Here is a 16077-nt window from a genome sequence, read left to right as displayed (position 1 = left end):
GGCTCCGCGCCCGGCGCGCTTGCCCAACCCGAAACCGACCACTATCAAACCCAAGGACTCTCGTTATGAACGAGGGACGACCGGGGGGCAGGTCACAGACTGCAAGATCACAAAGGTCGATGAGAGCCGTTCCGGGCCGCACTTGGTTGCAGGGTTCGTGCAACCTGATTTGGACCTGCGTGTGTAAGTATTTGATTTTACTGGCACGACATATTGTTCCAAAACAAAACCCCCGGCAAGTCATTGATTTTGCTGGGGTTTCTGAACGTCTTGGTTGCGGGGGCAGGATCTAATCTTTACTTGCTGCCGGAGCAAGTAAAGATGGTTGCGGGGACCGGCGTCGATCATAACTTGCGACCTCTCTGTTCCCCTAACCGCATACTATTCCAGACTAGGGCAGTGTTTCATAGTGAATTATTTCGCACTGCGGCATAGAAATCAGATCCAACCACGATAAAATTTCGCAGTCGCTACCTGCTGCTGACACGGTTAAGTGGAAATGCAGCGCCGTCACGAGATTCCGTAGTCCAGTCCACCTCCACCACGCAGACCTGGAGGCCCTGCCGCCGTTAATTCCGAATCCAAACGTGGTCGCGATGATATGCTAGGTAAGGCTGATGCTCATCGCGCAACGGCAGTCTCGGTGCTTTATCTAAGGACAGGGCATCAAGCGTGGCATCCTCCAAACGAGCAGAAGTCAAAACCAATCCATCGTGATCAAATGTTACCAGTCCGGCATCGAATGCCGCGTCCCACAGGGCTGACAGCAGGAGTCCGTTATGCACGTCAAGTCGCTGCGCGTCGGTAGTGCAATCGGACCATGGGATCATGTGTGAGGCTCTCAACAACTCGGGACTGGAAATTCCACTCAACGGGCAGGTTCCGTTCCAGTATTCCATCAGGGCATCGCGAAAGATATTCTGTCCGATCCTGAACTTTTGTGCGCGCTCGCCTTCAGTCTCGCGGATCCCCGCGACGGCCCTTTCGTATTTCTCAAGGGGAAAGTTGGGCAAGCTAACTGACAGGCGGTACACCGCTTGGACCCCGGCATGCAGCTCATCACGCGTGGCAAACATGAAGGCCGCTGCGTGACCTTTGGCCCAAGGTGCCGCAGATTGAGCGTCCAGCGCTCGAGCCACTCCAGGCAGCATCAGGGACAGAAAGAATGGACCGGAGCCGCTTGCGGCGGCCAGTCCGATCTCCCCTGGCGCACTGGCTGACCGGAAAAAGACCCATCCATCGGCCTCTTCAGGACCGATGCGGTATCCATGTTCGTTCGCGGCGTCGCGCAGCTCAGAGAGAAGCACGAATGAATAAGCTGCAAGACGGCCCTCAGTGGTAGTCATAAATCGACCCCGAGCAAGCGCTCTGCCGGCGGGTCGCCATGCAATTTTAGCTGCAGGTACGGACGTTCCCTGAACTCGGTTGGAGGCGCCGTTGTTGTCGTTACGATGTACTGAAACAGCGGCTTTCCGCCGACGCGTTCCAGATCTTGAACGATATCGAAGAGCCGGCCGTAAATTGACAGCCCAAGGTCGGCCTCACGTGGGCTGTCGTGAAGCAGAAATGACGGCACACGCGTCGCGCCTTCGATACTCACGCACATCGCAGCAAGGTCGAAGGCCAGAACCTTGAGAGAGTCGATCGCGGCTGTCCTGCGGTCGCCCCCCATGTCTACCGAAAGATCAAGCCCATTCCCGCTAAGGGTGATCCGACCCTTTGCATCGTGGCCGACCAGCCGTCGAACGATCGGGTCGAACTTCTCGCTTATGCGTCCAAAAACGCGGGCCTGTTTGTCACGAAAGGCGCCAAGCCGCTCTCTCTCGGTCTCAAGTTTTGTACCCAATTCGCGCAAGCGCTTGATACCCGTCTCCTGCATTTCGAAGAGTTCGGCAAGGCGCTCAACGTCGTCTTGGAGCCTGCGGGCAGCGTACCAAGAGGACTCTCGGGCATCGCGGGCTTTCTCGATGTTCGTGACGTGATCGACCGATCGGTCGAAGTGCTGCTTGGCCAGAGCAATCTGGGGCAAGAGCTGCATCTGCTCTTGCCGCAAGTCTTCCACTCGCTTCGCTTGGGCGTCGTGATCAGCCTGTCGTTGATTCCAACGCTGCCGACAGGCGTCGACATCAGGAATTTTGTGCGAGAGCTTGCAGCCTTCTGCCAAGGCTCGGTCGATAGGGACCTCGCATATCGGGCAGATCGGGCTTTCAGCCTCGACTTTCGAATAGGAAAGTCCGGGCAATTCCCCGCGTATCATCGCCAATGTGCGTTCTTCAGCGGGAATTAGCGCTCCGATTCGGATACGGTCGCCTTCAAGGCGCGCCCATTCATTTCTCGCAGCCTCTCGTTGCTCGCGTGCTGCGGCGAGTTCAGCGTCGCCGCCAGTCGGAATCTTGCTTGCCAACGCCAAGCGCGCGCTGGCGGACCTGCGCATGACGTCGATCAGCAATGGCATCTCTGGAAGCGACTGACCGTCAAGGTCGAGACCCGTAACGAGCCGAGTTTGCGTGCGTTCGATTTCCCACCGGCGATGGCCAATCTCTTGATCCCGAACTCGGCGCTCCTCGCTGAGGCCATTGACTTCGCCACGCGTGGCTTGTTCCTCAGGCGTGATCGCCATCAGAAACGAACGGAGCGCCTCAAGCCTTGGTCCCTTCTCCTGTCCGCTCGCGGGCATAGGTGAATCGGAGTCGGAGGTCGGCGACCGCCAGTCAAGGACATCGTCAAATCGACACTCTTGGTCCCGCGTGAGCCAGGCAAGCGCGACCGGCCAAACGGAGCCGTTCGCTTGCGGGCGAACCAATCGGGCAAGTGCCGTGGTGATGATTTGCTGATCGACGGCCTCTACGAACGGCTCCATTCCCGTTGAAGCGCCCTCGCCAGCGGCGATCTCATCGAGATTTCCGTCCGGCACAGCCATGTGTCTTCGACGGAGGCCGAGTGGGCGTACGATCGCCCAACAGATACCGTCTAGTATGACCTCGGCACCCACGATGCCATTCAAGAATGCTGTACCGATCCGATCACGCTGCGGCTCCGTGGCGAAACGGTCTTCACCAAGACAATAGCGGATAAGCCGGCAGAAAAGCGTCTTGCCACTACCATGACCAACAGCACTTGTTTGACCTACCGAGGCAGCATCGTCTGCTCCGTCGGGTGACCAGACAATGTTCAGGCCGGGACGAAGTTCGATATCCCGCACCTTCTCCCCACCGGGCTCTTTCCATATGACAAGGCGTCGAACCCAAAGCCGCGGCCCTTCCAACCCTTCAGCTGGAGTTACCGTCAGAAGCTGCGGGTCAAGAAGGTCAGGCTGCTGCGGCATTGGTCACCCACTGCTGTACGTCGGCGGGCAGCGAATTTATCGCCGCGTCTAAGTTGACGTTTTTCAATGCCTCCACCACAAACGCCGCGCGGCCGTCGGGCCAACCTGCGGTATAAACCGCCTCCAATCCCGCCCCTGGAGCCCAGGTCCCGCTTTGTAGATTTTCTATGAGCCGACCATTAGCGCGGTGATTCTGAGCAGCGACGCCCCAAGCCGCATTATTGCGCGTTGCGAACGCGACAATGTTGTTCGTTAACGGTTCCGCTTCCGGGCCAACGCGCCGACGCCACTCTGTTGCCTGATCTACTGGAAGCAGTGCAACTAGCAGCCGCGGCTCCAAACTTAGGACAGTCGCAAGACGCACGTCCCGGATCGGCACTGCGCGATCCAACGTCTTGAGGACGGCGGTGAGGACCGCGCCGACATCGCCCGGCTGTGTTTGCGACGGCCGAGCCAGTGCACCATCTGGAAAGATCGTAGGAACTGACTGAGGCGTGCGAACTTCAATGGGACGGGTTGCAAGCCGCGACGTTGAAAGCTGATCAAAAGCTGCGAGCACGAGCCGACGAGTGCGGTATTCTCCGAACCGCGCCTCCTCTCTTGATTTGAGTACACGGAATGTTTCGGAGGGGTAGCCGGCCCCCTTTGTGTCCGAAGGATCGAGCACGTAACGAAGCTCGTCCCGACGCAATCCAAATTTCAACGCATAAAAAGCTTCGAGTTCTGCACGCAAGGATGCGCGGTGCCCCTCGTCCCAAGCGAAAGGAGCCCCGGAATAACCAAGGTCTTCTGCCCACAGACGCATCAGTTCGCTGGTATAGGTTAGCTCCAACATATGTTGGACGATGAAGCTGTAGTCGTCGCGCGAAAATATGGATGGCGGAAGAACAGACATCTGCTTCAGATAGAAATAGGTTAGCGACGTTCCGCTAAGCTTCTGCCTCGCAACGTAGTCGAAACATAGCGAACTCAGTTGACCCACAAAGGCGGCCCCGCCTTGCGCATCAGATCTGAGATAGGCAAGCGGAAGCTTGTGATTGGTTCCGACCTTTGGGAATACGCAGGCAATTACGGTGCGTTCATTGGTCGCGTTCGTAATGTCCCGCCAACCCACGAGCCAACGGGGTTGCTTGCGGCGCACCAAAGCAATTGCAAGATCTAAGGGGTTGCGTGGCCCGCTTGCCAGGAACTGGATGTCGTCGTTCGTCAGCGGTGTCTCGCGTTGAGCATCCTGGCCGTTCGCCCGCGTTCTAGGATCCAAGAGGAAACGGTCGGGTGATGTTCCAAGCACCGAGCGCCAAGCGTGCTCGGCTCCCAAAATTCTAAGCAGTTCGCTCTCGCGTAGAGCTACTTCCTCAATCGCGTAATAGCCAACCAGCCATTCAGCGAGCGCTTTCAATGCATGCTCGGCTTTGCCTTCACGAATCCACCGCTTAAGGGGCGGAGGAACTCGAGCAGCGCGCAAGCTCACCTCATCAGCGGGCACCCAGTATCGTGGTGTCGGCTCATAAGAAGGGTCTGACAGCGTTGAAGCATCGGCCTGCGGAATCTCACGAAAGTCGGCGTCGTCCTTTTCTGCAGCGTCCTTGAAGTCGCCATATCGATGATTGAAGTGGTGGATCATCTTCGCTTCGTAAAGCGGCACACGGCGTTCCTCGCCGTCTTTCCCCTCGCGGATCCAGTCATGCCCCGCCCGCGACCAGCCCTCCGCTATCAGTGCCCGCTCCGCCCGGAACAGACTCGAATCTCCAGACATATGGAACATCGTTTGGAACGAGATGCCCCACGGGTTCACCTCACCGCCCTGCGAAGCCTCTCGCTCCTCGATGAGAACAGGCGTTTTCCCGTAGACCTTCGCCGTCAGGTCCGCGTCCGCGCGCGAACGGAAAAGTGGCGATGTTTTCGTGTTTGGGTTGATCCGGGCTATGTCATCCGCTGAAAGAACATAGCGGCGTTCTGCGTCGTCCAACTGTGCAGGGTCTGTAAGCATGCAGGCAAATCGAGAGCTGCTCGACTTGCCGATCGACAGGAGGCAGAAGCGGACACGGAAATATACACTTGGAAAGATGCGTTCGCGATTTTCAAAGTCAATCAGTTGCACGAGACGCTTTTTGGCGACAAGATCGCCAAAGAAAGCTGAGGTTGACAAGTCCGTAGCAATGCCAGTGGGCACAATAATGCCCGCGCGGCCCTCCGGCTTAGTAAGGCGCGCAAAGTGCTCTGAAAATAGAGCGTAGGTATTGACATCCCCGCGACCCGTGAGCGGGTACCGACCGGAGGAACGGGCAAATTCACTCGCGGCCTCGGCTGTGCGCTTGGCGAACTGGAACTCCTGCCACAATCGGCCATCCACACTCTCAGGGTGAGCCTTCTCAAGCTGCTTAATCAGCTTTTCACGCTCGGCTTTATTTGCGGCATTTGCGATCGCTGGGGAGCGAGAGGCGAAGAACTCCAGTTCCTGGAGTTTGATCCGCTCCCATGGCGGATTACCGATGACGACGTCAAAGCCGCCAGCCTCAAAGATTCGCGGAAATTCGATATGCCAATGGAAAGCAGCTACTGCGCGGGAGGTTGCCTCCGCGCCTTCCGTCAAGTGTGCTGCGACCTCCCGACCAGCGGCGGCTTTCCACACATGCTCTGTAAGCGGCAGATCATCGTATCCCAGAGCATTGGCAGGCTTGGGCGCAAAAAAAGCCGCAGTGTAGAGGTACGCGGAAACATATAAGTCGCTCGCGGATTTGAGATGCCGCCATTCGTCCGAAGCGCGCATCTCGGTGAAAGTGCGGCTTTTTGCCTCCACCTGGCCCAAATTGTCTTGGGGCAGCTCATTGATCAAACTATCTGCGCGCGACAAGTTCTTCGGCGGTCGCAACTCAGATAAGAGGCCTGTTGCTCCCTTACCGTCGCGCTGTTGCTTGTTGTACCTCCTGTAAGCCTTGGCAATTTCCTTATCGTCACCTGTAAGCGGCTTGTAAGCCTCGTCGGGGATACCGTTCTTCAACATATCGACATCGAAGACGCCAATCAGGCTGTCCCCGCAGCGGATGTTGCTATCTAAGAATGTTAGCGGTTTTCCTGGATCTACAGTCTCGATCCATAGCGCCACCTTCGCGAGTTCAACGGCCATCGGATTCCGATCGACGCCGTAAATACAATGACTGACGACATCGCGCATCGCGGCTGGATAGTCCGGCGCCTCGCTGTCACGCAGCAATGCGACCCGGCTTGCTATTCTCCGCGCAGAGCCAAGGAGGAAATGACCGGATCCGCAGGCTGGATCGATTACGGAGAGTTTCAGCATGGCATCAACGCCAGCTTCGGCTTCGGCCCGGGCGAGTACAGGATCGAGGGTACTATCCAGCAGAGTCTGAACCAGGCTATCTGGCGTATAGTAGCTACCGCTGGTTTTACGCTCATTGCCGCGTGTCTCATCGCCCTCAGCGAAAGCGAAGCGTCGACCACTATCCTCGCGAATTGGGACAAGTGCGAGAAGGCCCTCGTAAACTGAGCCCAGCTCTTCCGTCGCCATGTCACGCCAGTTGATCCGGACGCGACGACCGTCCTCGATCAGCCAACTCAAATGAAACACGGCGCGCAAGAATGCTCTGTTCGGCAGCTTCGCCCTATCCAGATTTGGCGTTTTCCCGAAAGCGAACAGACCACCGAGCGCCGGTAACCCTAAGAGATCTTCACCACGGGCTAAACTTCGAAAGACGATCTTTGCCCCTTCCCATGCGTCATGATGATGGTCGTGCGCAGATCGGCGGGCCGAGCGTTCTCGCATATGCCCGAAGCCGTAAGCTGAGGCATAGAGCCCGCGTGATGCGGTCGATGCACCTGGCCCATGAAACAACTCGCGGTCCTCTGCGACGGCGAGAAACATTAGCTTGTATACGATGCGCAGAAGTTGCTCGAACCATCCGGCGACGCTGAGGCGATCTTCATCCAACTCTGTTCGAAGGTCTGGATTCGCGTCTAGGAACCCCTGTCCTAGGGCCAGAAGGGCCTCTCGAACGTTGGCCCCGAGCTTTTCGCGCGCCGCCGTTCCGGCCCGAAGTCCAGCTTCGCGCCAGCGCTCCAGCGCGCAATCGGCCGCCGCAGCATTTTGCCCGCCGAAGCGCGTTGCGTGGATAAGCAGCCACGTCGCGGTGAAATCCGCAAACATCTCCTCGCGGAAGATCACCCCCAAATCTGCTTCAATATAGGCTGGACGGGTGAAACTGGCGTTATCCCGCATGAGACGGAGACGGTCACCCGCGAACACCAGGCCCCATAGGAACTCGGGGTTTGCGTTCAGCCAGTCTTGCAGCAACACGCTCGGCGATCGTCTCGGGATAGTGCCGCCATGATCGTCGCCAAGGTGCGGAAGCGCTTTGGTGAACGCGTCCGCTTCAGGCAGAGGTGCGGCCACGACGACGGGCACCCTGCCGCCCTTTGCCTCAAGGGTGATACGATAAGTATGACCATCCTGCTGGCGCAGATTTGGGCCGTGCAGGCCTTCGAACCCGAACGCCTCCTCGAGCAGGCTTTTAACAAAGGCGGTAGTCTGAAGTTCGGTCGGCGCTTCTAACCCAGTATACGCCTGCCAATGCGCTTGGCCGATCCTGAAATAGCGCGTGATCTCGTCTCGCAGGTTCGTCCCTTTGGGGCAGCCGTATTCCGCGGCTGCTTTCTGGTCTGGAGCAGTTGCGGCGATCACCGCAACCTGATCGGGAGAGATCAATCCTCCCTCGATCGAGACGGCAGTAAGCCCGATATTGGCGGAGCGCTTAAGATGCCGGGCCATCACTCGCCCTCCGGAAGGAGGACATAGAGACCTATGACATCCGCTGGCAAAACGGGAACCACCTCGACCGCCGCCCCACCGCGCGCCGCTTCCGTCAGCCGAAGGTGGTCGGCGGAAAGTGCCGCTCCGCGTTGGGCTGCGAAGGCCTCAATCGCGGATTGGTAACCGACTAGTCGTTCGTGAGCTCTCTGGAGCTGACGCGCAGCGGCGAGTTCATCAAGATTTCCGGCCGCCTCTGCCTCGAGAAGCTCAAGGGCGGAATGTCCTTCGAGAATCGGCGCCGGAGCCACTCCGCCAAACGCGATCCCTGTCGCTTCTTCGGCCAGCAGCAGGCGGTTTGTACGGCCGCTAGTGATGAGCTTGAAACGAAGGCGCAACAGCATCAGTGTTGTCATCTGGGCGACGGCGCGGGTGCGCCAGGCGCCACACCGGCCAAGGGGGCGGAATGCTGCCCCCTCCGGATCCAGTGCTCCCTCCGCCAAGCTTTCTGCCAAACTTGCAACCAGGGGATGGGCACGCCCGAGGTGCGTCACACCCGGCGCCGGATCATCCTCAAAGCCAACCCTTCGCGTCCCACGCAGACCACGCGCTTCCAAGCGTTCCTTGATGGCGTCAGGCATCGCATCCAGATGCACCAAATAATGCCGTCCGGCCTTTTCCAGCGGCGCACCCGCGCGCTTCAAAGCGCGTTCCGTAAAGCGGGCGACTTCGGTCGGGCCGCCGTTTAGCGCGCGCATCTGCCGCCATTCCGGCAGCACCCCATCGGGCTTCAACGCACCTTGCGCATAGCGTGCGCGGCTTGCTTTCGCATTTTCCTCGGCGTCGCGCCATTTGCTATCGAGCCGTTCACTCGAAAGGCCGAAATCGAAGGCCATCTGCTCTCGATGTCCGCCAGCCCGAAGCATGAGCGCTTGCATCAGCGCGGAGGTCACGCCTTCACTGTCTTCGGGCATCGGCACCGAAATGCCTGTCGCCTTACGAATAGCGTCCGCTTTTCGCAGGATGACCTGCAGGACTGCGCCATCGATCGCACTGTTGTCGCCGAAGATCGTCACCGAGCGGACGACCGGCGAACGCTGACCAAATCGGTCGACGCGCCCCTCGCGCTGCTGATGTCGGGTCGGATTCCAGCTAAGATCATAATGAACGACGGCATCGAACAGCGCTTGCAGATTGATCCCCTCGGACAGGCAGTCGGTCGCGACGAGGATTCGACTCTCGGAATCCTCGAGCTGATCGATGCGAGTTCGTCGCTCTTCAGGCGGCAGGCGTCCTGTCACGACTGCCACGTCAGCCTTTGGCCAAGCACGCTTGATCTCTTCGCCCAGCGCCTCCGCCGTTGCGATGAACCGGCAGAAGATGACCGGCTTGGCTCCTTCCTGAAGCAGCCCTTTCAGAACGTTGAGGAGCCGCGCCACCTTAGGATCCTCGCCGCGACGGCGATCAAGGAACTCTGCAATCGCGATCAGCTCGGCGAGTTCACCGCGCTCTTCGGCGCTGGCGCTAGCCGTGCCAGGCTCCACATCGCCTTGGTCGAGCAGGCCTTCATCTTCGTCAAACACGACGGGCTGCATCGCCTCTTCATCCGCCACCCCGGCCAAGCGATTGCGTAGCGCGTTTGTCGCGGCTGCCGGCGAGGAGCCGATGCACCGCATGAGCGCGAGCGTCCCCCAGAAAGCAAGCCGTCGGCTGCGCTGGTCGGCGCCGGCGCGCTGGGTAACAGCCAGGCAGTAGTCCAGGGCACGATCATGGAACGCACTAAATTCGCCGCTGAGACTGAAGGGCTCATCCTTCACCTGGTGAACAGGGAAGGTTCGCTTCTCGTGCCAGCCGGACTCCGTGATGTCGGGTCGGCGCCGCTGGACATAATGCTGGGCAAGGCGGCGAACATATCGCGTGCGCGCATTCTCATCGCCTTGAGGCCCTCCCGCGAAGTCCGGGCTAATGAGGCCTAACAGACGATCGAACGCCGCCTCATCACCACTATGCGGCGTTGCCGTCAGCAGCAGCAAGTGGCGTTCCTCATCGGAGGCCAAGCGTTCGAGAAGCTCGAAACGCTGATGTCTGCCGCGATCTCCGCCGATGCACGCATGCGCTTCATCAACGATTACAAGGGATGGGCACGCCCGGGCAAATTCGTCGCGGCGGCTGTCGGCCTTGATATAGTCGAGGCTGACGACAGTGTGCGGATAGGCCTCAAACAGGCTTTGAGCTGCGGGAAGACCCCGCTCCAAGCTGCGCGCCCTGGCCGAGGTCACGGCCACGGCGTCAATGTCGAACTTCTCTGCGAGCTCACTTACCCATTGCTCGACCAGATGGGGCGGACACAGAACGGAGAAGCGGTCGATCAGACCACGGTCGAGCATCTCGCGGACGATCAATCCCGCCTCGATCGTCTTGCCGATCCCGACATCGTCGGCGATCAGCAACCGCACCACCGGCAGCTTCAAAGCCATCATCAGCGGCACGAGCTGATAGGCACGCGGCTCCACGCCGAGATGCGCAGCGCTCCGGAACGGGCCGGCGCCTCGGCGAAGCGACAGACGCAGAGCATCCGCTAGCAACCGCGCCCCGTCCTGGGTGTCTCGCCGCTCGGGTGTTGGCGGAGCAAATCGCGCAGGCCTGACGGGATTGACTTCAAGTGCGAGCGCAATGCGCTGCGCATCGGCTTCCGAACCAGACAAGGGCCGCACATTAAGGATGTCGTCGTCCGGGGACGGAAGGACGACCCACTCGCGTCCCCGCGCCTCGACAAGATCCCCCGGTGAAAATTTGACCGCTTCCACTACGCCGCCCCCAACAACTCAACCAATTCCCTCGGCGCGACTTCGCTAGGCACCTCCGGAAGTTCGACGACATCCACCCCCAAATCGGCGCATGCCGCAGCAAGCCTGTCCGGTACACAACCTGACACCGCGAGCACCTGAAAGCTTGGCCAATAAAGCTCGTATAAAGTGCCGTCGACCTTGCGCGGGGATGGTGCTGGCAATCCCCAGCGGCCTATCGCACTAAGCCAGCTGCTTGCGGCCTCCACCGGCTCTGCCTGCACGACCTCAGGCTCTGCAAGCTGGCAGAGAAAGGCCGTGACCTCCGCGTCGCGACGATCGATCAGATTATGGTCGGGCTGGTTGAAGTAGGAGAGCAGGCAGCGGTAACAGCCAGCGACACAAGCATCCGACCGCTCCGTGAGGCCAGTCCCATCCGGCGCGAAATCATAGTGCATGAGATCCAGCGCCTGGCGGGCGATCTCCGCCGTTCGGCGCGGATCGGAGACAAGGCGGTTTAGAACACCTGCACCCCCCTCGGTCGCCTCGTAAAGCAGGATTGCCTTGCGATCCTCGCGCGCAGGCAAGGGCTCGCCCAACAGTTCGCCTTCTTCAAGCTCGGCAACAATCTGGATGCCTCGCAGAAGAGCGTGCTGCAGTGTTGCCATCTGCCGCTCGTCAAAATTTGCAAGCGGCCGTACCAGAAGCGCGTTCTTATGGTCCTCGACAATCGGCACGATCCGCTGCGACTTCGGGATCGTGACGTCCATGTCATCGTCATCCCCGCCGTTGAGCGTATCCCTTACCCATCGGCCTGACGTCGGATCGATGCAGAACCCATTGATCGACTTTGACTTCCGGCGGCGAAGTCCTTTGTTGACGCGCGACAGCTTCGCGCGCGCGCCATAATCGAGCAGCAGCAACGGCCCCGCTTCCGAACGCAAGGTGAGCGTGCGGATGTCAGGAACACCCTTTTCGAATTGCCACTGAAAAACAGTTTGGATCTCAAAGCCGCGCCTTTGCCGGTCTTCATCATTCGCCGTGATCCGAGACGACGGGGCGGTTTCGACATTGTCGATCCGATAGACATTGTCGAGCCGATCCACACCGGACAGGGACGCCTCGCATGCGTGGCATCGCTCGAGCTTGTCATCGGTGTGAGCCGCTCCGCAATCGCCGCACAGGATGAGGCTGGTGGTTGCCAGTTTGCCATCGTCGAGGCGACCGTGCGCCGGCAGCTTCGCACGGACAACCCGGTAGGCTCGCCCCTCGTGATAAATCAGACTGTTGGGACCGAACTCGGAAATGGCGAGAAAACGCGGCCTTTGCAGGACGGCCGCACGTTTGGTCGCAGGGATGAAAGCATAGAGTGGGAGACGCGGGAAGTTGTATCCCGGCAGAAATCCTTCGGTCGCCAGATAGCGATAAGTATAAAAATCGGAGCCGTTCGAAGCCTGTCCGCGCTCAAGCATGTCAAGTTCTTCAGTCGCCCGGAAATGACGGCGCGCAGCCTCTTTGCGTTCACCCGGTTTGAAGGACGTCTTCTGCTGGATTTGATGCGCCTCATCCTGCTCGCGGCGTGCGCTTCGGTAGAGCTCGCGCCACCGACCGAAGCTGCCTGCAAAATTCTGCGCCGCTTCCCGGTTGGTCTCATCGACGAAGGCATCGATATCAGCCAGCCAGGGCGCATCAGCCAACTCGACCGCGTTGACAGTCTGCTCAAGAAGACGCCGCATCGTGGGCTTTGCGGCTCCGCTCGCGGCAAGCTTTTCAAACGCTGCTTGGATTGGGTCGGAGATCGGCATCTCCGGTATCGCCATGTTCAAGTTTTCAGGGATGGCTGGCTTCAGCGGCACCACGGCAGCCGCCAGCCATTCGGCATGGAGGTGGCTCCGCAGCAGATCGCGATTGGCAAGATCAAGGGCTGGCGGCTTCACCACGCCCGCGACAAGCCCTTGCCGATTGTTAAAGTAATATTGGTCATGGGGGGACTGGGCAGCACAATAGGTAACGACAAGCGCTGCTTGACCGCTGCGGCCAGCGCGGCCGGCTCGCTGCACGTAATTTGCCGGTGTTGGCGGTGCATTCCGCAGAAAGACAGCGTTCAGCGCGCTGATATCAACGCCGAGCTCCATCGTTGGAGAACAGAAGAGCGCCGGTAGGAAACTGGCGGGTTCGCCTTCCTGGCGCATTTCGTCCCGGTTGTGGGCGATCCTTTCAATATCTGACTTCCCGAACCGGAACCGATCTTCGCGCCAAGCACGCACTTTTTGATCGACCTGGGCGGTGTGCTCCCGAGCCTCGAAGGCGAAGGGCAAGTTTCCTTCCTGCCCAAGCATGTCGGCGACATCCTCGTAGAGCGCGCGGAAGAATGGATTTTCGCGTTTCCCGTCGGCCCTCTTAGTCGCTGGAAAGAGGCGCAAGGCGGTCGATGATAGGCGCCACGCATGAGCTTCACCGCCCGTAACCACCCGCCGGACGACCTGGTGGTTTTCGGCTGCACGCAGGAGTGTGGCGATAACGTCGTCATACTCCTTGACGGGAAGCGGATCCCCCCACAGATCCTTGCTGCGGAGCGCCTTACCCAAAGCCGTCCGCCAGCCAGCTCGTACAATCAGTACATCTTCCGCAGCGCTGATCTCGGCCTTGCTCGGCGGATCAATCATAAGGAATCCGGCCTGCCGCAGTTCCTGTTCTTCGTTCTGATCGATCAGCCAGGGATCGCGCAGGTGATTTCTGGACGTCTCGGCGACCTGCAATATCCGCTGACGATCCAACGCTTCGGTGGCAATCGCAAGGCCGCGACGCATATAGTCGAAAAGCAGCGTGAAGAGACTGGCCCGTAGTTCGGGCGTGCAGGCCGCCAGCCGCGGATTTCCGGCGAATTCTTCGTCGTCGGCCGCCAGTTCACCCAGTCCGGGAAACCGCACCTCCACGAGGCCTGCTTCTTCGAGATTAGGGTTTGTGAAACGCCAGCCCTTCCGAAGGTCCGCCCATACCCGATGTGCCAGGATCGACGTCAGCACTTCCTCGGCGGCTTGCCGGTTGTGGAATCCCTTTACGCGCGGATCGGCCATCCAATCGGACAGCCGCTCAGATGTCTCCAGATCGAAGCCAAGCGCCTTGCGAACAGCTTCCCCGAACCGAACGTCCGCAAGGCCCTTCGCACCTGCGTCTCGCACGGCACGTAAGATACCGCCACGGAGCAAGCTGACGAAAATGAAGTCATTAAAATGCCCAGCCTGCAGGGCAGCATCCTGCCGGTTGTCTGTGAATCCCAGAAGCTTGCGTGTGCTTTCCTCAAGCGTGCCGTCGGCCTCCATCCACGCCAAGATGGTCGAGACGATAAGCGTTGTCGCCGAACTGCGGCCTTCAGCTGATAGGCCTGCCAGCTTGTTGATGTCACGGGCCTGTTGAGGCGGCTGATGGCGGCAATGGGGGCAGAAGCGATATTTGCCGCCGAAGAACCATGCTGGCACTCCTTCGTCGCCCAGCGACCCATCAGGCTTCACAAAAAGGATTTGCCCCTCATGCTTGCCGCGATGTCCTCCTTTAAGGCGCTCCTGGCCTGCCGGCGTGGTTTCCTGCCAATCGTCTGGATAGTCAGCAACAGCGCCGCCGAACTGAAAATCGGCATTGACCGCGGGAACTAAGAAGCCGGTTCTCGAGCCGTCCGGTTCCGGGTCTTCACTCGCCGGCTCGTCGATGGCCCGCGCAAGAACCCGGATACCATCGAGCGCATTTTCAATCCGTACGCTATGATGCTCCTGGCCACATTCTCGGCAAAAGAAGACCGGATATAGGCGCGCGTTTGGATCAGAAGGGTGAAAGACTTGCCCCTCCAGCACGACACGTCGGCCGGTGGCAGGCTCTAGCGTTGCGTAAGCATGCCCAGCGCCGGAAATAAAACGGTGAAGCTTGAATGCTAGAAATGCTCGGTCGCTGATTCCACCGCGAAGATCTTCGCGGCGGCCCATCGAAGACAACATCCCGGCAATGGCGCTCCTACATTCTTCGGACGGAAGCTTTGTTTGGGCCGCCAATTTGGCAGTTGCACCGCTCAAGGTCATGGGTGGCCGACGGCGCAGCTTTTCGCCTTCCGCGAGTCCTATCTCAGTCTCGATCCAGCAGGCGAGCGGATTGCTGTACAGCTCCTTGTCCCGAAGCCCGGTAGCAATTGGCGCTCGGACCGCATTCACGAGTGATGCTCCGAGGCTTGTACTGTTGATGCGGGGATCCGTCGCCCGGGCAAGATTTTCGTCGATGATCGAGGCCGAACTCATTTCTTCCCCGAAAATGAGCTTGCCGACACGAGCAACGGCACTTGCTCGCTCCACCTCGTCCTGTGCGCTCGACATCGTTGCCGAGGTGCCGATGCAGAGTAGCTTGCGCTCTTTGACGAGGCGATCCTTGGCGCGCCGCACCAGCATCGCGACATCAGCTCCCTGACGGCCGCGATAGGTGTGCAATTCATCGAGCACTAAGAAATCCAAGCCGCTTGCATTGGCGATGACCGCACGATCGAGCTCGTCCTGACGGGTCATGAGCAGTTCGAGCATCATGAAGTTCGTGAGCAAGATGTCGGGCTTGGCCTTGGCGATAGCCTGTCGCTCCGCATCGCTTTCCTGACCGGTGTAGCGACCAAAGGTCGGACGCAACTCCTCTTCGACCCCTGAGCCACCGATGAACTTTTCGAGCTCCTCAAGCTGGCTATTGGCCAACGCGTTCATGGGATAGATGATGATTGCGCGCGTCCGCTGCGATGCACCTGCTCGCCGTGCGCGAACTACCGCATCGACGATCGGCAAAAAGAAGCACAGCGATTTTCCGGACCCCGTACCGGTTGTTACGATGAAGCTCTCACCACTGCGGGCTTTCGCGACAGCACGCTCCTGGTGACGGTGAAGCTTGATCGGCGTCCGGTCCGGACCGCTGGCGAATATCCTGCTGAGAGCCGGATCAAGCACCTCTTGAGCGACAAGCTGATCGATAGAATGACCGGCCTCGAAATGCGGATTGATGGTAATGAGAGGCTCTGGCCAAAAACGTTGCTCATTATATGCAGCATCGACCTGAGCGCGGATTTCCGGCGCATGGATCTCCGAAAAGGAGCGCGCGAACGATTCGTATCGCTCTATCAACGCCTGATCGAGATCGAATATATCCACGACGCCCCCCTCTTCAGTCATCTCCAAAAGAGA

6 protein-coding genes are annotated in these 16077 nt (G+C 59.3%); 1 reads left to right on the top strand and 5 read right to left on the bottom strand.

Annotation, left to right across the window (positions count from 1 at the left end):
* Window positions 1-187: hypothetical protein (locus FHS82_RS20980; RefSeq protein WP_208394390.1), on the top strand; the 187-nt coding region annotated here is incomplete at its 5' end.
* A 382-nt stretch (window positions 188-569) separates the two neighbouring features.
* On the opposite strand, the gene FHS82_RS20400 is transcribed toward FHS82_RS20980, so the two are convergent.
* The 5 genes from FHS82_RS20400 to FHS82_RS20380 are packed head-to-tail and all read right to left on the bottom strand — an operon-like array spanning window position 570 to window position 16065.
* A complete protein-coding gene (locus FHS82_RS20400; RefSeq protein WP_166956441.1) occupies window positions 570-1346 on the bottom strand; it encodes an HNH endonuclease in 777 nt (258 codons plus the stop codon).
* Window positions 1343-3325 (bottom strand): coiled-coil domain-containing protein, encoded by a 1983-nt coding sequence (locus tag FHS82_RS20395; RefSeq protein ID WP_166956438.1) that lies wholly within the window; start codon window positions 3323-3325, stop codon window positions 1343-1345. Before FHS82_RS20395 ends, FHS82_RS20400 begins: the two co-directional genes overlap by 4 nt.
* Complete coding sequence (locus FHS82_RS20390) at window positions 3309-8111, bottom strand: Eco57I restriction-modification methylase domain-containing protein (RefSeq protein WP_166956435.1); 4803 nt, start codon at window positions 8109-8111, stop codon at window positions 3309-3311. Before FHS82_RS20390 ends, FHS82_RS20395 begins: the two co-directional genes overlap by 17 nt.
* Window positions 8111-10897, bottom strand: coding sequence for a DEAD/DEAH box helicase (locus FHS82_RS20385; RefSeq protein WP_343042644.1), 2787 nt, complete (start codon window positions 10895-10897; stop codon window positions 8111-8113). The genes FHS82_RS20390 and FHS82_RS20385 overlap by 1 nt, the downstream gene beginning before the upstream one ends.
* Window positions 10897-16065 carry a DEAD/DEAH box helicase gene (locus FHS82_RS20380; protein ID WP_208394392.1) on the bottom strand — a complete coding sequence of 1723 codons (5169 nt, stop codon included), beginning with the start codon at window positions 16063-16065 and terminating at the stop codon, window positions 10897-10899. The genes FHS82_RS20385 and FHS82_RS20380 overlap by 1 nt, the downstream gene beginning before the upstream one ends.
* Window positions 16066-16077: the final 12 nt, after the last annotated feature.

Origin of the sequence: Pseudochelatococcus lubricantis (assembly GCF_011762225.1) — a bacterium.
Taxonomy (GTDB): domain Bacteria; phylum Pseudomonadota; class Alphaproteobacteria; order Rhizobiales; family Beijerinckiaceae; genus Pseudochelatococcus; species Pseudochelatococcus lubricantis.
Note: the sequence above shows the minus strand (reverse complement) of the source record. Positions and strands in the feature narration are given on the sequence as shown.